Source organism: Guyparkeria hydrothermalis (assembly GCF_023555375.1).
Lineage (GTDB): Bacteria > Pseudomonadota > Gammaproteobacteria > Halothiobacillales > Halothiobacillaceae > Guyparkeria > Guyparkeria hydrothermalis.
Genome location: NZ_JAJSEE010000005.1, coordinates 201963 through 219848 on the forward strand (window position 1 = coordinate 201963; position 17886 = coordinate 219848).

Genomic DNA, 17886 nt, shown 5'->3' on the forward strand with positions numbered 1-17886 from the left:
ATCGATCGTGGCTCTGCTTGTGGCAAGGAAGAAAGTGGCCGGCGCGGGGCCGGCCTAGACAACGGGTCAGTACGACTGCCGGGCTCGTGTGGCCTGGCGGATCGCGCGGACCTCGCCGCGGCGATCAGTCCGGCCAGACGCGGCGCGGATGCAGCGGCTGCTTTCCCTGGCCCGGTGCCTGCGACTTGGCCGCCGGCTTGCGGGTGGTGCTGGACTTGGCGGCCGGCTTGCTGGCGGGCTTCTTGGCCGCGGGCTTGCGCGCGGTCGTCTTCGGGGCCGGCTTGCGGGCCGGGGTGGCGCGCTTGGCCGGGGCCTTGCTGGCCGTGGCGGTCGAGGCCGCCGGCTTGGCCGCCGTGCTGCTCGCTGCCGCGGGCTTGGTTTCGGTCTTGGCGGTCTCGGCCGGCTTGTTCGGAGTGGCCTGGGACTCGGACTTCACGCTGGCGCTCAGCTTGTCTTCCAACTTGCTCATGATGGCGTTACCTCGTCAATGATGTTCTCGATTTCGTCCACCGCCGCACGACCGCGGCCGCCAAGCTGGTAGACGCTCACTCCTTCCACGACCGCCGTTCGATAGGCGGCCCGACGACGCACCGCCGCCGGGAGGACAGGCAAGCCAAGGCCCGTGACGGCGTTCTGCATGGCACGGGTCATGGCGCTGCGCGGTTCGGTCTGATTGAGCAACAGAGCCGCCGAAAGGGATTCGTTGCCGTTCTCGCGGGCCTTGTTGACCGCCTTGACGGTGTCGGCACTCGCCCAGAGGTCGAGCGGCGAGGGGAGAACGGGGATCAGGACCTGGTGACTGTGGAGCAGCAGCTCGATGGTCACGTTCATGTCGAGTGAGGGCGGGCAGTCGACGATGACGTAGTCGCAGGACTCACGCGCGGCGGCGAGGTTGGCGTGCGCGTCGTCGTGATCGTCGAACAGGCGGGGCAGGCCGGACTTGGCCTCGCCCCAGCCGGACCAGTGGCGCAACGCCCCCTGGGGATCGGCGTCGATCAGGCCGACCTCGGCCCGCCGGGCAAGCCCGGAGGCGAGGTTGATCGACAGCGTGGTCTTGCCACAGCCGCCTTTGAGATTGGCCAGTGCGATGACGTGTGCGGCCATGGTGTCACCCTCCTTGATGGGGTCAGCCTGCCAGGTTAACCCGCTTGCTGGGTCTGTTCGGCCAGTTCGGTGGCCTGTTTGGCAAAGCGTACCTCGAGATCACCGAGCGTCTCCTCGAGCGGGGAGACGTTGACGCTCACCTGCGTGCGGTCGAACTGCAGGCTCGGGTGGTAACCCATCTCCTCGGAGACCTCGGCGAGCCGGTCGAGGAAATCGCGCGTCTGCGAGTAGTCCGCGAACTCGAACTTGCGGATCAGCATGGGGGGGCGCTTCTGGGTCTGCCAGCCGTCCACCTGAATGTCGGTCGTCTCAGCCATGTGCGTTCTCCCTGAGAACTCGTGTTGTCTTGGGAAGGTCTGCGCGAATGCCATGCCACTCTGGCTTGGCGAGTCGTTCGTGGTCAAGGCGCGATGTCGCCGGCGTGCCGGTGGTCACGTCAAGGCATCGCAACGCGGAGCACGGGCGACTCGCCAAGCCCCGCAGGGCGCGCCTTGAGCCGGACATCTGCTGCGTTGTCGTCCTTGGAAAGGGAGTCACCCTTCCACGGCGGACGAGCGCCTTGCATCTGCCCGGCTCAAGGCGCGCAGAGCGGTATGTCATTCGCTCAGCCCTTCCCTAACCGCCGAGCTGACGGACGTGGCCCAGCTCTTCGTTGAACAGATGGGCAAAGAGGGCGCCGGTCTCGTCCGGCTGGAATCGCCGGAACCAGTTGGCGGCGTCCTCGTAGAACCGCACGGTCTCCCACTCCTTGGTCCGGGCGAGGGCCAGGAGTTCCTCCGGGTCGCGGCCGGGCCGGACCGGGGCGAGGGAGAGCGCCGGCGGGGCGAACCCCAACAGCAACATCTGTCGGGTGACGAGGTCGGCGTGCCCCATTTCCTCGTCCGACAGGCGCGTCAATTGTTCGGCCAGCGACTGCTGGCCCCAGAGCGATGCCAACGTGGCACGGGTGGCATGCTGCTGGGCGGCTTCCATTTCCAGTTCCAGGGCGCGTCCGAGCAGCCCGATCACACGCGAATTGTTCCGCATGCTCATTGCTAATCCTCGTCTCAGGTATCAGCCATCAAGCAGCGATGCGTCACGCGATAGACGGGACGCACCAGGAGGATTCGCAGTGGGCGGCATCCTCCGGCAGGATCGTCTCGACCTCACCATGCACGCGGGCAATGATGTGGGCGGCCACCAGGCCGTCGCCGACGCGCTCGCAGGCATCGGCGCCGGCACGTACGGCAGCGTTCACGGCCCCGGTCTCGCCGCGCACGAGAACGGTGACGTAACCGCCACCGACGAACGAGCGGCCGACCAGCCGCACTTCGGCGGCCTTGGTCATTGCGTCCGCCGCCTCGATGGCAGGGACGAGGCCACGCGTTTCGATCATGCCCAGTGCAATACCGGAATTAGCCATGTAATGAACCCTCAGGTCGGTCAATCCAACAAGAGCCGTCAGCACTCATGTCTGAACGGCTCCTGAAAAAGAATCTGGTTGGCAGACAGGGTCGTGCCACGGGGACACGACCACAGGAGCCTGCTCAAATTGCGCGGACTTAGGCGTCCGGCGCTTTCGGCAGAATGTTCTCTACCTCGGAGTGGACACGCGCGATGATGTGCGCAGCGACCAGGCCGTCACCGACACGCTCACAGGCGTCGGCGCCAGCGCGAACGGCAGCGTTGACCGCGCCGGTCTCACCACGGACCAGAACGGTCACGTAACCGCCACCAACGAACTGACGACCAACCAGGCGAACCTCGGCAGCCTTGGTCATGGCGTCAGCCGCTTCGATTGCCGGCACCAGGCCGCGCGTTTCAATCATTCCCAGTGCGATACCGGATACATCAGCCATTTGAGTTACTCCCAAGCTGTAGTTGAATCAGCCGGCGACGTCAGGCCGCCGACATTACGTAAATCCGCCTTAGGCTTCCGGGGCTTTCGGCAGGATGTTTTCTACTTCGGAATGGACACGCGCGATGATGTGCGCAGCAACCAGACCGTCACCAACACGCTCACAGGCGTCGGCGCCAGCGCGAACGGCGGCGTTGACCGCGCCGGTCTCGCCACGGACCAGAACGGTCACGTAACCGCCACCAACGAACTGACGACCAACCAGGCGAACCTCGGCCGCCTTGGTCATGGCGTCAGCCGCCTCGATTGCCGGCACCAGGCCGCGCGTTTCAATCATTCCCAGTGCGATACCGGATACATCAGCCATCTTGTCTCTCCTCTCGAACGACTTGTTAAAACGAAAACCTAATGTCAGCAAGGATCCCAGTGATCGATGATGCCGACAATTGTCAGATCCGTCTGGATCGTGGGATCCGGGAGCGCCAACCGGGCGGCGGAACCGCTGACGGTGACGACCCATTTACCCTCTGGTGCCCCGACCGGATCGGCCGCGACGTTGAGTTTGCCGGACTGGTCGACCAGCACCCTCAAGGAAACGTGTTTCAACCCGGGCACACGCCGCGTGGCCACCAGGTCGGAACGTACCTGCATGATCTCCATGTCACTCAGCGGACCACTGGTCGATGATCCCGACGATGGTCAGGTCGGACGGGTAGGACTTGCTACCCGCGGCTTCCCGAGCCGCCGAGGAACCGACGCAGATCACCCAGTCACCCGGGATGCAGCCGATCGCGTCCACCGCGACCTGCGGTGTGCCGCCCGGCTTGTCGGTCACGACCAGGAGCGGGCGGTGGCCCAGCTCGCCGATCCGGTTGGTCGAGACCAAGGTCTTTTCGACCCGCATGATCTTCATGCCTGAGAAACCTCTTCAATGTCGCTGCCCGACGGGCGGTCCTGAACGGTCAGCTGGAAATACAGCATGCCCTGCTCATCCAGCTCCGAGTGACGCTCGCGGATCGCGTTGCAGACCCGCTGTGCCCGGGCCTCGGCCCGGTCGCGTGCACCCGGAACACGACCGTCGTAACGGAAGTGGATGGCGATCGGAATTGGCAGTCCGTGGCTCACGTTGAGCTTGCGGAAAATCTTGATCCCGACGTCCAGGTCGTTTGTGTTCTCTTCCACCGTGTGGAGGTGCGCAAAATACGCCAGATTGCGCATCTGCACCTCCTCGAAGCCATCGCCGACGCTGATGTAGCGTTCGGCGTGGCCGATGATCTCGGCCGGGTAGCGCCCCTGGTAACGCTCCGTCACGTAATCGATCTGTGACAGGTTGCTGATCAGCAGGTTGGCAACGAACCGTCGCATGCCGTCGTGCGGTTCGCCCCCGGTCGAACGCCCCCAGTCGTCGGTTTCGTTGACCGAGCGGATGGCATCGTAGATGGCCAGATGGGCCGCATCGCGCTCCAGGTTCAACGTCTCCTGGTACAGGTAGGCGTTGTCGATGTATCGGTGCACGCTGACATCGCCGTTGGCGTCGGGGACATGGACGCGAATCGCGTCCGTGTCCGTGTCGACACCCACCAGCAGGATGTCCGTGCTCGCGCCACAGCAGTAGGTGTTCTCCACTGCCTGGCGGAAGGCATACAGCCGGTCCAGTGCGGCCTCGGCTGCCTTGCGCTCGTCGCTGCCATGCGCGGCGCAGCCTTCATGGTGAGGGTCCGAGGAGCTGCCGTGGTAGACCGCGATCTTGAGATAGCGGCTACCCTCGTCAGCCCGGTTCGGTACGCCCTCGCGAAACCGGCGGAGTTCGACTTCGCTCCAGAGTCGAAGATCTTCCTCGACGTCGAACAGTGCGCCGGCATACGCCTTGCGATAAGTGAACGACCAGGGCGGGAGCCGAAAGATAAACGGCATCAGGCCCTTTAACCGTCCGTCCGAGCAGGGACTGATATCGACCGCGTGAAAGCCGCAGTCGAGGAAGAAGCTGCTCGTGGACAGTGCGTCGTCCTTTTGGTCTTCCAGTTTGCGCCCGAACTGCCGGGTGGCAGCGTTGAGCGCGTCAAAGGTGGCACGCGCGAAGAGCCCCTTCAGGTCCGGACCCTCGATCCAGCTGTCGTTGACCAGGGCCTCGTCAAAGCCGTGGCCCAGCCAGTCGGTGGCCAGCTCCTGGATGCGGTCGCCCAGTTGCCCGTCACGGGGCAGGGCGGCCACTTCCTTGAGAAACGGCACGATGCGATCGAACCGCTCCTTGACGGAGTCTTCGCAGTACGCCAGTTGCCGGTTGGCCTCGTGGTCGGTGAGCGGGTGATGACAACCGCGCTCCGGCAGCGAGGGGCAGGCCGGGTGCGCGATCGGCTGGGGCGTGCCCAGGGGGCTGCGAGGCCCGCTGGGTGCGCCCAGTCCGAACGGCGCCCGACGCTGACCCAGTCGGGGCGCACCCAGACTGCTGCGACGGAACCGCTGTTGTGTCATCTGACCGTTCATTCCTGCCACTTAGCCCCGAGCACCGCCGGAGTAGGTGATCGTCGACCCGTTCATGTCGTTACCGCTGCTGCCGGTGATCTTGGATGCCGGAACATCCGGACGCGGCACTTCACGGTTGACCCAGGCGTTGCGCACAGCACCGCGAGCCTGCCCCCGGAGGGACGGGTTGCGGGACTGGGCCCACTGACCTTCGGTACCGGTAACGGAACCATTACGCGACCAGTCGTCACCGGTGATGCGGCAGCGATCGCCGCCTTCGCCGGTGATGCGCTCGGAAACCTGCGGCTCCGGGGCGCATTGCAGCTCGGCCTGGGCCGGAGCGACAGCCGGTGCAGGCTGCGGCTCGGCGGCCTCGACCGGCTGGGCCGGTGCGTTCTGAGTCGGCGCCGGCTGGACCGGGGCGGGAGCGGGTGCCGGGGCCACCGCCTGCGGGGCAGGCGTAGGCGTCGGCATGACCGAACCCATCCGCGGATGCGCGGCGCTCGGCTCAGGGTGACGGAACTCCGGCGTACCGGTGATCAGTCCCATGGCCATGTTGCCGGGGCCGGTGATACGGCCACCTTGGTCAAAGGAGCTGCCCGTGACGCGTCCGCGAGCGGCGCGTGCCGGCGTGTCCACGCTGAAGTCCTGCGGGGCCGTGATCGGCTCCTGGACCGGGGCGTGAGCCTGCTGGGGCACGTACCGTGCACTCGGCTGGGTCGGCGCGGCCAGCGGGTAGCTGGTCGGCGCGGCACAACCGGTGTGCATCGCGTTGGCGTAGGGCGTGCCGCTGACGTAGTGGTCGTAACCGTACTCGTTACCGGTCACGTGATCGGTCCGGTCCATCGGCGTACCGCCGACGGTCTGGCCGTCACAGGTCAGCGACTCCTCGACCTTCTCAGCACGGGGTGCGGGCGAACCCGAGCAGTAGGCACCGTAGTGTTCAGTGCCGTAGTACTCGGTACCGGTGACGGGCATGCACCCCCCTTGCTCGTCACCGGACATCTTTGGGTGATGGTCGACGCGCTGACCGGTCAGTCCACGACCCCCGAGGGTGTGCATGGACTGGACCTTGTCGACGCCGCCACCGCAAAGACGCGGTTCGCCGTACTGAGAACCCGTGACACGGGAGCAGGAACCCGGCTCGTTGCCCGTAACACGCTCGCTGCGATCCACGAGGTTGCCCGTGATTCGCTGGCCGTGGCGCGACTGGTCGATACCGACCTTGTCGTAGCCCGGCTCCGGCTGCGTGTTGCAGAACGACTCGTACTGCTCAAAGCTCAGGTACTGGGTACCGGAGACGTTGCGGCAGGAGCCCGGCTCGTCACCCGTGACGTGGCTGGAACGACCCACGGCGGTGCCCGACACGGTACGACCCGTGTAGGTGTGCGTCTCCGCAACCTTCTTCGGCGCACCGTTGATGGTCATCCGTGCCACGCCGGAATCGGCGTACTCGGAGCCGGTGATCGGCCGGCTCGCGCCAGCTTCCCAACCGGTGGCCCGGGCCGGGCGGAACTCGTCGCTACCGGTCACACGCATCTGCTTCTCGGTCCGACCTTCCACCACCTTGTCGGCGTGGCTCGGGCGGGCCTTGGTGCCGCAGAAGGCCTGCAGGTCTTCGCTGCTCAGATACTCGGTGCCGGTCACGGACTCGCAAGTCCCGCGCTCGTCACCGGTAACCTGGGCGGCTCGACCTACCGCGGTGCCGCTGACGCCATGACCGCGAGCGGTCGTGGTCGTGCGAACCTTCGGCGCGTTCGGCTGCGGGCGGGTGGAGCAGAACGATTCGTACTGCTCGGAACCGATGTACTCGGTGCCGGAAATCACCCGGCAGCTGCCGGACTCGTTACCCGAAACGCGATTGGAGCGCTCCACCTGGGTGCCCTTTACCTCACGGCCGGAAATCGTGTGACCGGTCTCCACCTTTTTTGGCGTGGACGCCTCGCTGGAGGATTCGGTCTTGCGACGTCCGGTAGGACGGCAGGACGGGGCGCTGCCCCGACCGTAATGGCACAGCATCTCGCGATGGCGCATGGCCGCTTCGCGTCCGCTGGCGCTGGTATCCAGATAACCAGGAACCTGGTAACCCACACGTCCCGGGCCGCCCTGCGAGGCCGGCTTGGCCGGCAGCGCACGCTTGCCCTTGTTCGCCATCGCCTCGCGGCGAGCCTGGCAGATCTGGCGCACGCTGGTGGCCTGCTTGCCGAGACGAGCCGGACGCTTCTTGGCGACCGAGCAGAGCGACTCGAACGACGCCTCGGTCTCCTGGTCGGCCTGGGTGTCGTTGCTAGCCGGTGCCGGCTTCGACTGCGAGCGAACCTCGTCAGCGAAGGGCATCTGCTTGCGACCCGGGCCGCCCTGGGAGGCGGGCTTCGGCGGGAGTGCGCTCTTGCCGTACTTCGCCATGGCCTGGCGACGCGAACGGCAGACGGACCGCACCAGGTCCGCCTCGGAACCGAACTGACCCGGATCGGACTCGGCGAGCGAGCACATCTGGTCAACGGATTCGTCGGTGGACGAGGATGCGTGGGATTGTGAGGCGGCAGCGCCATTGCTCGCCGGAGCCCGCGATGCCGCGGGGTTCTGACGAGCGGCCGACGCGGCCGTTTTCCAGGTCGAGGTGCTGGCGTTCTTGCCGTGTGCAGACAACTGCGCACGACGGGCGCGGGCCAGGTCCTTGCCGGTCAGACCGGCGAGGCTGCCGCCACCCTGAGAAGCGGCCGCGGTGCTGCCACCACGGGAAAGCTCCTCACGTCGGGCGCGAGCTGCTGCACGATTTCTGGCTGCGTTGTTTCCAGATTGTACAGGCATGCCTGTTGTACCTCGTGTTGATGGTTAGGCTGCTCGCCCGAGGGCGGGCAGCCACATCGCTTTATCAGCCGGCGCGGTAAACCACGAAGGCCGTACCCTGGCTCTGGGTGAAGTTGTCATACGCAACCAGGCGAACGTGATGGCCCGGGTACTTGCGGTGGCACTCTTCGATCTCGGAGAGAACGTTCTCGACGTTGTCTTCACCGAAGAACGGCAGCTTCCACATGTACCAGTAGTGGTTCATCATGTTTTCCGGCTCGACGTGCTCGATGCTCGGGGCCCAGCCCTGCGACAGCGCGTACTCGATCTGAGCGCGGATCTGGTCCGGGGTCATCGGCGGCAGGTAGGAGAAAGTCTCGAACTTGACCGTCGTCTTGTAGTCCTGCATTTGGTTCATGGTTTCTTACCTATGAGTCAGATTCTGGTTAAGAAGGCCTGGATTAGCGGTTCTGAGTGTCGAGCTTGTCGACGGTGTCGAACTCGAACTTGATCTCTTTCCAGGTTTCCATGGCGATCTTCAGTTCCGGGCTGTGCTGGGCAGCCTGGGTCAGGATCTCCTTGCCTTCACGCTCTACGTCGCGACCCTGGTTGCGGGCCTCGACACAGGCTTCCAGAGCGACGCGGTTGGCCGCGGCGCCAGCGGCGTTGCCCCACGGGTGACCCAGGGTGCCACCGCCGAACTGCAGGACGGAGTCGTCGCCAAAGATGTTGACCAGTGCCGGCATGTGCCAGACGTGGATACCACCGGATGCGACGGCGAAGACGCCCGGCATGGAGCCCCAGTCCTGGTCGAAGAAGATGCCGCGCGAGCGGTCTTCCGGGATGAAGGATTCACGCAGCAGGTCGATCCAGCCCAGCGTGGAGGCGCGGTCGCCTTCCAGCTTGCCCACGACGGTACCGGTGTGCAGGTGGTCGCCGCCGGACAGACGCAGGATCTTGGTCAGTACGCGGAAGTGGATGCCGTGGGTCGGGCTACGGTCGATTACTGCGTGCATCGCGCGGTGGATGTGCAGCAGGACGCCGTTTTCCTGACACCACTTGGCCAGACCGGTGTTCGCGGTGAAGCCGCCGGTGATGTAGTCGTGCATGATGATCGGTGCGCCAATCTCCTTGGCGAACTCGGCACGCTTATACATCTCTTCCGGGGTCGGCGCGGTGACGTTCAGGTAGTGACCCTTGCGCTCGCCGGTCTGGTTCTCGGCAGTCTGGGTGGCTTCCTGGACGAACAGGAAGCGGTCACGCCAGCGCATGAACGGCTGAGAGTTGATGTTCTCGTCGTCCTTGGTGAAGTCGAGACCACCACGGAGGCACTCGTAGACCGCGCGGCCGTAGTTCTTGGCCGACAGGCCCAGCTTCGGCTTGATGGTGCAGCCCAGCATCGGACGGCCGTACTTGGACAGCTTGTCACGCTCGACCTGGATACCGTGCGGGGGACCACCACAGGTCTTGATGTAGGCGATCGGGAAGCGAACGTCTTCCAGGCGCAGGCCACGGATGGCCTTGAAGCCGAATACGTTGCCGACCAGCGAGGTGAACACGTTGACGACAGAGCCTTCCTCGAACAGGTCGATCGGGTACGCGATGAACGCGTAGAAGGCGGAGTCGTCACCGGGCACGTCCTCGATGCGGTACGCACGACCCTTGTAGAAGTCCATGTCGGTCAGCAGGTCGGTCCACACCGTGGTCCAGGTACCGGTGGAGGACTCGGCTGCAACGGCGGCAGCGGCTTCCTCGCGATCGATGCCCGGCTGCGGGGTGATCTTGAAGCACGCCAGCAGATCGGTGTCGAGCGGCGTGTACTCCGGCATCCAGTAGGTTTCGCGGTAATCTTTTACGCCCGCGCTGTAACTTTTAGTCGCCATAGCGATCCTCCGGAAGGGTAAGGTTGGCATTGGGTTTGGGATCGACCTAGGGGAAGGCCCCTCTTTCGTCTCGGCCGATACTATACGTCCACCGACCATCAAAGCAATTCAAAATAAGTGATGTTCACCATAAAGAAAGCCTTATGGGTTAGCCGATGATTCGATTCACATTGCACCAGCTCCGCGTCTTCAGCGCCGCGGCCGAGCTCCTCAACTACACCAAGGCAGCCGAGAAGCTGCATCTTACCCAACCCGCGGTGTCAATGCAGATCCGTCAGCTGGAGGACAATGTCGACCTGCCCCTGTTCGAGCAGACCGGTCGGCAACTCTACCTCACGGATGCCGGAAGGGAGCTGTACGGCTACGCCCAGCGGATCCTCGAGGTGATCACCGAGGCCGAGGAGGTGCTCGAGGGGATGAAGGGGGTGCATCGCGGTCACCTGCGGGTGAGCGTCGCCAGTACGGCGAACTACTTCGTTGCCCGCCTGCTGGCCGATTTCTCCAAGCGCTACCCGGGCGTGTCGATCAGCCTGGACGTCACCAACCGGCAACGGCTGCTGCGCCAGCTGGCCGACAACGAGGCCGACATCGTGATCATGGGCGAGCCGCCCACGGATGCCGACCTGCACTCCGAGGCGTTCCTGGAAAACCCGCTGGTCGCCATCGCGGCGGCCGATCACCCGCTGGCCGGGCGCAAGTCGATCGCGCTCGAGGAGCTGGCGCAGCACCGCTTCGTGCAGCGCGAATCGGCCTCGGGCACGCGCGCGGCGATCGAGCGGTTCTTCGAGGAACACGGGCTTGCGGTAAAGCCGGGGCTGGAGATGCGCTCGAACGAGGCGATCAAGCAGGCGATCGAGGCGGGCCTCGGCGTGGGGATCGTCTCGCAGCACACCCTGGAACTGGAGCTGGAGACCGGTCGGCTGGTGATACTGGACGTCGACGGGTTACCGATCATCCGGCACTGGTACATGGTGCAACGGCAGGGCAAGCGCGACACCCCGGTGATGCGCAGCTTCCACGACCACGTGCTCGAGCAAGCCGAGCGGCAGGTGCGCCTGCCGTCCGAAGGGTGAGTTTGTTTCAAGGCCCCTATCTAGCAGGAGTCCTCTGCAGCGCTTGGCTCGTAAGGGACCAGCCTGCCGCGACCGGCGCGTTTCGCTCGATACATCGCGGCGTCTGCCTGGCGAAGCAACGTCTCGTCATCGACCTCTTGAGGCTGTGGGTAAAACGTGACGCCGACGCTTGCCGATAAGTGGATATCTCGTCCGTTGACTACCCGGTTGGCGGCAGCCGTACTTACGAGCCGATCAAGCACCGGGTAGGCCTGTGCGACTTGTTCCAAGTCAGTCAGCAAGATCACGAACTCGTCACCACTGATACGAGATAGGGTGTCGGTGGCACGCAATTCGTCGTTCAGATCCTCGCTCATGCTTTTGAGCAATCGGTCGCCGATGTCGTGTCCATGGCGATCGTTTACGGATTTGAACCCATCCAGATCGAGAAACGCGACGGCCAGAAATTTCCCACTGCGGCGACTGGTCGCCATGCTCTGTCGAAGACGATCAGCCATAAGCACCCGATTGGGAAGCCCGGTCAGTTCATCGTGGGAAGCGCGGTGCTCAAGCTCCTTTTGATAGTTCTTGAGATCGGTGATGTCCGAAGCCAGGGCAATGTAGTTGCAGGGGCGGTCCTGCGCGTCGCGAACCACGCTGATAGTCAGGCGTTCGGCATACAGCTCGCCGGCCTTGTTGCAGTTCCATACCTCCCCGGACCAATGCCCCGTTCGCTTAAGCCGGTTGCGCATTTCCCGGTAGAAATCCGGACCGTGCAATCCCGATTGGAAAAGCTTGGGGGTGTGACCGACCACTTCTTCCCGCTCCCAGCCGGTCATGTGAGTGAAGGCTTGGTTGACATCGATGATGCGCGCGTCGAGATCCGTGATCATGATTGCCTCGTTCGCCTGTGAAAACACGCTGGCCGCCAGCCACAGGTCCTGTTCCATCCGTTTTCGGTGAGAGACGTCGTGGAGGGTGCCCCACATTTTTAGTGGTTCGCCGCCCGGTGCCCATTCGAGGATGCGTCCCTGTGCCAGGGTCCACATGGTGCCGCCGTTTCGGCAGCGCATGCGTGCTTCAATTTCGCAAGCATCCTGTCCGCCCTGCCGGCATGCGGCGAGCTTGCTAGAGACCAGTGCGCGATCATCGTCGTGCACGAGCCCCTGCCAGGTTTCGATCGTGATCGGTGCGAGTTCGTCCAAGCCGTAACCGAGCATCTCCACCCAACGCTTGTTGCAGGTCATTTTCCCGGAATCGATCTCCCATTCCCATGTGCCCGCTTGGCTGCTCTCGATCACGTTGGCGAGACGGCTCCGTTCGCGTTCCAGGGCCTCCGCGGCGCGCTCGCGTTCGGTGACGTCGTGCAGGATGGAAAATACATGAGCAGTGCCGTCTTGGTCCCGAAACGGGGTGGCATGAACTTCGACCCGCCGTTTTTCGCCGTTGCGTCGTTTGTGGGTGTGCAGGTGGCAGGCGGGTGCAGGTAATTCGGGGCGCGAGCTCCGAGACCAGTGCTTGCATGGCTCGGTCCACAACTCGTGCAGAGGTCGATCGATTAGGCTTTCCCGCGGCCAACCGTAGAACTCGGCAGCTGCTTGGTTGGCGTTGACGATGCGACCGGTCTCGCTGTTGGTCAGCATGAGTATCGAGCTGTTGTCCTCGAAACAATGCTGAAGGCGAGCCATCTCCGGCTCCAGGGCCGTTTTTCGCCGGCGACCGGCAAACCAGCCCGCACCTAGGGCCAGCAGCAAGGTCGTTAGCCAAGCGCCGGTCGACCCGAAGAGAGAGGTGATGCTCGTGTCACCGGCGAGCGTCGTGGCAGGCTTTTCCGCCAGCGCGTGGCCGGCGGTGCCAAGCCAGATTAGGACTGCTAGCAGCAGCGTGGCTGTGCGAATCGCGACCTGAGGTGACGTGCGTATGGGCATGAGCGTCCTCCGGTTTCCGGGGTCATTACTACCGAAAAAGCTCGCCCCATGGGGCGAGCAAGCATTGGCAATGGAGTCGATTAAGTAAACGGCGTGCGTTCAGAAGACCGCCGTCAATTGAACGGACACTCGGTCGCCAACTCCCTCGAGATGGGAGTTGGGGCCGGCCGCGTCTGAGCTGAAGTCGCGGAAGGCATAGTTCAGCGTCGCGCGGGTCTTTTTGTTGATGTGGTACTGCACGCCGGCCGTCCAGGTGTCGAAGGTCGCCTTGTTCGGCTGGTCGACGTTGCGGTTGTAGGTGTCGTAGCGCAATTGCAACTCGAACGGCGTGTTCGGGACGAAGTAGGCGCCTTCAACGTAGCCACCTTCGGCCTTGAAGTCATTGAACATTGCTTGCGGGGTGTGTTGCCCCTGGAAAATCATCCCCTCGCCCTTGATGTACTCGGCGCTAACGCGGAATGGGCGTTTGAGATAAAAGGCCCCGATGCCATAACGGGTGCGGTCTTGCTCCTGATTCTTGTCGTAGGCATTGGTGCGCTTGCCGTCCTGATACCAGCCGAACAGTTTCATGGTCGAGCGCCACGGGCCACCAGCCTTGCCGTCGAAGAGATAGGCCGATGACCAGTACAGGTAAACGTCCTTGTTGCTGTCGTCGTCCAGTATTTGTACGCCGTTGCCGTTACCCAGCATGGCCGCATAGCTATGTTCCCACTTGCCGGTATCGAAGGAGTCGAAGATCTGGATACCGGTGTCGCGGTACGCGCCGGCCGACTGGGAAAAACCGTTCATGTCCGCGCTGGGCGTGGTCTGCGGTGGGATATTGCTGTCGCCGTCATCCGGGAAGCGCTCGAGCAAGAGCTGGTTGGTGACGCTGGTGTAGTTGATGTAGGGCAGGGCGATGATGCCCTGGAGGGCCTCCTCGGCGCCTGGTGTCTTGAACAGGCCGGCCCGGATGCGTGCGCCCGGGATGTAGTTGAGCGTGACGCTCGCGTCGGTCAGAGCGGGGGTGTAGTCGCCGTAGCGGCCACCGTTGGTGATGGCGTTGTTACCAAACTCGGCCAGCAGGAAGTAGTTAACCTTGCCGTCGAGCGGGAAACCGGTGCCGCGGACCCCGATGCGCGCGCGCCTGATGTTGAAGGCCGACTGGTCGTCGAGCCCCGGCCCGATCAGCTTGGGCGGAATGTAGGTGTCGGTCGGGTGCGCGTCACTGAAGTCCTGCTGGTACTCGGGCTGGATGAAGCCCCAGACCTTGGCGCGCGGGGCGTTGTCGGCCTTCTCGGTGCCCTGCAGCATCAGCCAGTTGGCCGCCTGGGCCGAGCCGGCGGCCCCCAGTCCGAGGCAGATGCCGAGTGCAGTGGCGGTGAGTCGTTGATGCGTGCTCTTCATGGCTCTTTTCTCCTTGTTTCGGCGCAGCCTGTCGATCAGGTCTGTCGCTGCTTTTGCCGTGGTGGTTCGGTTCTTGTAATTGCCGTCTTCTCGTTATCGATGACCGGGGTGTCGCTTACGGCTTGGCGACGAAGTAGCCGGCCTGATTGAGCTTGATCAGGCGGACGATGCCGGCCGGCACGATGCGCGCAGTGGGGTTAAGCGCCGGCTCGCGGCCGAGTTTCTTGCCCATGTTGGTAATGGTGTTCTTGCAAGCACTGAAGCGGACACCTTGGTCTGCAAGGGTGGCGATGCGGCCGGCCTGAGCGTTGTCCGCGAATAGCAGGCGAAGACCGGGGCCAAAGGCGACCACCTCGATGTCGACCCGATCCGGGCCATAGAACTTGAGCAAGTTCTGGGCGACGTTCAGCACCAACGTCTGCTTGAAGGGGTCGGGGTCGCTGATCTGTAGGACCACCCGGGCATCGGCGAACGGTTTTTCCTTGAGGACCTGGTCGACCGGGTCGGCCGGATCGTTCGCCTGGACGGTCCCTCCGATCGCCAGAGCGGCTAGGAGCACGGGCGCAAGCAGTGCGTTACGCAGTGCTTTCCGGGCAGCATGGGCCTGTTTCATGAAGGATTCTCTCCTCGTCTGGTCATGGATTGAGGTTGAAAGTCCCGGTCATCGCACGTCGTGACATACGGGCGATTTCGATCGGCCGGGTCTTAGGGGGGAGACGAGGGTGGGGGTGGGTTTATTCCCCCGTGATTGAAAGTTTTTCCCGGAACGGGCAAATGGCATCGAAGGTGGAATAAACTGCCGCGCAGATCCGTCTACCCCCTAGGCGAACAATCAAACAAAAAAGGGACTGCCCCGATTCGAGAGGTGGGAGAGTGAGGGCAAATGGAGTTGATCAAGTCTGCCTGCCGCGTCTTGACCTTCGGTCACCGTCTGGAACGGGCGCGGCCCCGGCTGTATCGCATCGCGTATGCCTGGACCCGGCATCCGGAGCTTGCGGACGACCTGACCCAGGATGTCCTGTATCGGGCCCTGCAGAAACGTCACCAGTTGCGGGACATGGAGGCATTGGAAGCCTGGCTGGTGCGCATCCTGCACGGTTTCTGGTGTGACCTGTTGCGGAAAAAGTACCCGGATGCGGAACTCGACGAGGTGGTCGATGATCCGGCCAATGCCCCCGATCGGATGCACAGCAGTTGGGAACTGGTGCAGAAAGTCCGCAACGCGGTGTCCTCGTTGCCGGTCGGCCAGCGTACCGTTCTGACCCTGGTCGATCTCGAAGGGTTTTCTTACCAGACGGTCGCTGAGCTGCTCGATCTGCCGATCGGCACCGTCATGAGCCGCCTTTGTCGGGGACGGCGGCAGTTGAAGCAGTTGTTGGCCGATCTGGCCGAGAGCGAGCTGGGCGTGGTTGATTCGGGCGACAAGCCCCGTCGGCACCTGCGGAGGGTGGTATGAGTACATCTGACTTGCATGAAGACGATCGGGAGCACGTGTCGGAGGAGGATCTGAACGCCTTCGTCGACAACCAGCTTGACGCGGAGTCCCGTCGGCGCGTGCGTCGGGCCATCCGTCGCCACCCGGAACTGGCCCAGGAGGTCTGCGATCTCGATCAGATGAAGGATTGGGTGCAGCAGGCCTATGCCGCGCCGCCGATGGTGCCGGATCGTTACGCCGGCCGTTCTCGACCTGGCGGTTGGCGTCGGGCTGTGGCCGCGAGTCTGCTCGTGGGGGCTGGGGTGATGATCGGCTGGCTGGCCAGTTCCGGGTTGCCGACTCCATCCACCGGCCCCGGCACCGTGGCGGAAGCGACGGCGGCGCTGAACGAAGAGACGGCGAAGCAGGACACGCGCATCATCCTGCATGTCGGATCGTCCGACCGTCAGACCTTCGACCAGGCTCTCGATACAGCGGAAAGTCTGCTTGCCAACGCCGACAATAACCCCAATTTTCACTTGCAGGTGTTGGCCAACTCGGGTGGGGTGAACCTCGTGCGGCAGAATGTGACACCGCATGCCCAGCGGATCGCCGCCATGTTGAGGGATCACCCCAACCTGGAATTCACCGCTTGCGGCCAGAGTCTCGCGCGCCTACAGCGTGAGGGGGAGGACGTCGCGGTACTGCCGAACGTGGAAGTGGTCGACACGGCCGTAAGCGAGGTGGTGCGTCGGATGCAGCGTGGCTGGACCTACATCCGTATCTGATCCTCGCTGCTTCGGCCGCATACAGGAAGGCCCGCCGAATGGCGGGCCTTTGTTATCGGTTCACCCCGGGCTTGAGCTAGCGCTGGTGACGTTCTTCCTCGCGGACCAGGGGTGCCCAGAACAGACGCAGGGCGCCGACCGGCACCGGCTCGCGCGCGTTGAGGAAGGGCTCGGCGGTGGTGACCAGCACCGGGTGGCGCTCGGTCATCTGCTGCATCCAGTGGATGTCGCGGTAGGAGAGGTAGTCGCCGCTGAAGTGGGCGGGCAGGGACACCCACTTAGCGATGGTCGCTGCCGGGGCGAGGGCCAGCCAGACGGCCATCGCGATCAGCGGCACGCCCACCCAGGGGTGGCCGTACTGGGCCGTGTCGGCCAGAAGCGACCATTGCAGCATGAAGAACGCGCCGGTGAGCGCGATCACGCTGGCGTAGATCCAGCGATGCTTGAGGGCGATCTCGTAGACGTCCACCAGCCGGGCGATCAGCTCGGGCTGGTAGTCGAATTCGTCGCGCAGGTCGAGGGACGGCTGGGTCATGCGGACTCCGGGGTTGGCGGTTCCGGCGGGGTGCCAGGCACCGCCGCCGTGATCGGGAATCCCTTCACCGGATGATAGTTGATGTCGTGGGTCAGGTCAGACCGGCAAGGCCGGCCGGGGTTCAGGTCGGTACGCGGTCGAACACCAGGAACTGGTAGGCGTAGGGGTTCTTGTCGTCCGGGTCGTGACGCGTGGCCTCGGTCAGTTCCCACTCGTCGGGGACGTAGACCGGGAAGTGCGCGTCGCCCGCGACTTCCACCTCGACCAGCGTGAGATACATCCGGTCGGCGCGGGGCAGGTACTGGTAGTAGATGTTCGCCCCGCCCATCACCATGGCTTCCTCGCTCTCGTCGAGGTGTTTCTCCGCCTCGGCGAGCGCGGCGTTGAGCGTGTGCACCACGATCACGCCGTCGGCGGCGAAGTCCTCGTCGCGGGTGACCACGATGTTGGTGCGGCCGGGCAGCGGCTTGCCGATCGACTCGAAGGTCTTGCGCCCCATGATCAGGGGCTTGCCCATGGTCAACTGCTTGAAGTGCTTGAGATCGGCCGGCAGCCGCCAGGGAAGCTGGTTGTTGCGACCGATGACCTGGTTGCGGGCCATCGCGGCGATGAGACTGACGCGCATGCGGTTTCCTGCCTTGCGGCATGGTGGTTGAACGGGATCAACCCAGCAGTCTAGCCCAAACGCGGGGGTGGTTCACGTCAA

21 protein-coding genes are annotated in these 17886 nt (G+C 64.0%); 3 read left to right on the forward strand and 18 right to left on the reverse strand.

Annotated elements, in window-relative coordinates:
• Positions 1–124: 124 nt before the first annotated feature.
• The 13 genes from LV475_RS11085 to LV475_RS08605 all read right to left on the reverse strand — a co-directional run bounded on the left by LV475_RS11085 (position 125) and on the right by LV475_RS08605 (position 10077).
• Positions 125–469, reverse strand: a complete 345-nt coding sequence (locus tag LV475_RS11085) for a hypothetical protein (RefSeq protein ID WP_156573336.1) — start codon at positions 467–469, stop codon at positions 125–127.
• Positions 466–1104, reverse strand: coding sequence for a ParA family partition ATPase (gene parA, locus LV475_RS08550; protein WP_136865888.1), 639 nt, complete (start codon positions 1102–1104; stop codon positions 466–468). The genes LV475_RS11085 and parA overlap by 4 nt, the downstream gene beginning before the upstream one ends.
• Before the next feature lie 35 nt (positions 1105–1139).
• Positions 1140–1421, reverse strand: a complete 282-nt coding sequence (locus LV475_RS08555) for a 4a-hydroxytetrahydrobiopterin dehydratase (RefSeq protein WP_156573338.1) — start codon at positions 1419–1421, stop codon at positions 1140–1142.
• A gap of 298 nt (positions 1422–1719) precedes the next feature.
• Positions 1720–2136, reverse strand: coding sequence for a ferritin-like domain-containing protein (locus tag LV475_RS08560; protein ID WP_250106139.1), 417 nt, complete (start codon positions 2134–2136; stop codon positions 1720–1722).
• Positions 2137–2179: 43 nt separating this feature from the next.
• Positions 2180–2506 (reverse strand): alpha-carboxysome major shell protein CsoS1, encoded by a 327-nt coding sequence (csoS1, locus tag LV475_RS08565; RefSeq protein WP_136866068.1) that lies wholly within the window; start codon positions 2504–2506, stop codon positions 2180–2182.
• Positions 2507–2645: 139 nt separating this feature from the next.
• Positions 2646–2942: an alpha-carboxysome major shell protein CsoS1 gene (gene csoS1 / locus LV475_RS08570; RefSeq protein WP_136865891.1), complete on the reverse strand. Its 297-nt coding sequence runs from the start codon at positions 2940–2942 to the stop codon at positions 2646–2648.
• Between the two features lie 69 nt (positions 2943–3011).
• A complete protein-coding gene (gene csoS1 / locus LV475_RS08575) occupies positions 3012–3308 on the reverse strand; it encodes an alpha-carboxysome major shell protein CsoS1 (RefSeq protein WP_058575618.1) in 297 nt (98 codons plus the stop codon).
• 44 nt (positions 3309–3352) lie between these two features.
• On the reverse strand, positions 3353–3601 hold the full coding sequence (locus tag LV475_RS08580; protein ID WP_125198465.1) for a carboxysome peptide B: 249 nt from the start codon (positions 3599–3601) through the stop codon (positions 3353–3355).
• A 1-nt stretch (position 3602) separates the two neighbouring features.
• Positions 3603–3854: an alpha-carboxysome shell vertex protein CsoS4 gene (csoS4, locus tag LV475_RS08585; protein ID WP_058575620.1), complete on the reverse strand. Its 252-nt coding sequence runs from the start codon at positions 3852–3854 to the stop codon at positions 3603–3605.
• Positions 3851–5413 (reverse strand): carboxysome shell carbonic anhydrase, encoded by a 1563-nt coding sequence (locus LV475_RS08590; protein ID WP_250106140.1) that lies wholly within the window; start codon positions 5411–5413, stop codon positions 3851–3853. Before LV475_RS08590 ends, csoS4 begins: the two co-directional genes overlap by 4 nt.
• Positions 5414–5434: 21 nt before the next feature.
• Complete coding sequence (locus LV475_RS08595) at positions 5435–8215, reverse strand: alpha-carboxysome scaffolding protein CsoS2 (protein ID WP_136865893.1); 2781 nt, start codon at positions 8213–8215, stop codon at positions 5435–5437.
• A 64-nt stretch (positions 8216–8279) separates the two neighbouring features.
• The gene (locus LV475_RS08600; protein WP_136865894.1) at positions 8280–8612 is read right to left on the reverse strand and encodes a ribulose bisphosphate carboxylase small subunit; all 333 of its coding nucleotides are present in this window, start codon (positions 8610–8612) and stop codon (positions 8280–8282) included.
• A 43-nt stretch (positions 8613–8655) separates the two neighbouring features.
• Positions 8656–10077, reverse strand: coding sequence for a form I ribulose bisphosphate carboxylase large subunit (locus tag LV475_RS08605; protein WP_136865895.1), 1422 nt, complete (start codon positions 10075–10077; stop codon positions 8656–8658).
• 155 nt (positions 10078–10232) lie between these two features.
• Here LV475_RS08605 and LV475_RS08610 point away from each other — a divergent pair, with 155 nt between their 5' ends.
• Positions 10233–11150, forward strand: coding sequence for a LysR family transcriptional regulator (locus LV475_RS08610; RefSeq protein ID WP_156573343.1), 918 nt, complete (start codon positions 10233–10235; stop codon positions 11148–11150).
• 20 nt (positions 11151–11170) lie between these two features.
• On the opposite strand, the gene LV475_RS08615 is transcribed toward LV475_RS08610, so the two are convergent.
• From LV475_RS08615 to LV475_RS08625, 3 genes are all read right to left on the reverse strand, one after another.
• Positions 11171–13057, reverse strand: coding sequence for a sensor domain-containing protein (locus LV475_RS08615; protein ID WP_136865897.1), 1887 nt, complete (start codon positions 13055–13057; stop codon positions 11171–11173).
• 99 nt (positions 13058–13156) lie between these two features.
• On the reverse strand, positions 13157–14443 hold the full coding sequence (locus tag LV475_RS08620; protein ID WP_136865898.1) for a porin: 1287 nt from the start codon (positions 14441–14443) through the stop codon (positions 13157–13159).
• A 115-nt stretch (positions 14444–14558) separates the two neighbouring features.
• A complete protein-coding gene (locus LV475_RS08625; RefSeq protein WP_136865899.1) occupies positions 14559–15056 on the reverse strand; it encodes a DsrE family protein in 498 nt (165 codons plus the stop codon).
• 270 nt (positions 15057–15326) lie between these two features.
• Here LV475_RS08625 and LV475_RS08630 point away from each other — a divergent pair, with 270 nt between their 5' ends.
• Both LV475_RS08630 and LV475_RS08635 read left to right on the forward strand, forming a co-directional pair.
• The gene (locus tag LV475_RS08630) at positions 15327–15899 is read left to right on the forward strand and encodes an RNA polymerase sigma factor (RefSeq protein ID WP_136865900.1); all 573 of its coding nucleotides are present in this window, start codon (positions 15327–15329) and stop codon (positions 15897–15899) included.
• Complete coding sequence (locus tag LV475_RS08635) at positions 15896–16645, forward strand: hypothetical protein (protein WP_136865901.1); 750 nt, start codon at positions 15896–15898, stop codon at positions 16643–16645. Before LV475_RS08630 ends, LV475_RS08635 begins: the two co-directional genes overlap by 4 nt.
• 76 nt (positions 16646–16721) lie before the next feature.
• On the opposite strand, the gene LV475_RS08640 is transcribed toward LV475_RS08635, so the two are convergent.
• The gene (locus LV475_RS08640; protein ID WP_136865902.1) at positions 16722–17180 is read right to left on the reverse strand and encodes a hypothetical protein; all 459 of its coding nucleotides are present in this window, start codon (positions 17178–17180) and stop codon (positions 16722–16724) included.
• Positions 17181–17301: 121 nt separating this feature from the next.
• The gene (folA, locus tag LV475_RS08645; protein WP_136865903.1) at positions 17302–17805 is read right to left on the reverse strand and encodes a type 3 dihydrofolate reductase; all 504 of its coding nucleotides are present in this window, start codon (positions 17803–17805) and stop codon (positions 17302–17304) included.
• Positions 17806–17886: the final 81 nt, after the last annotated feature.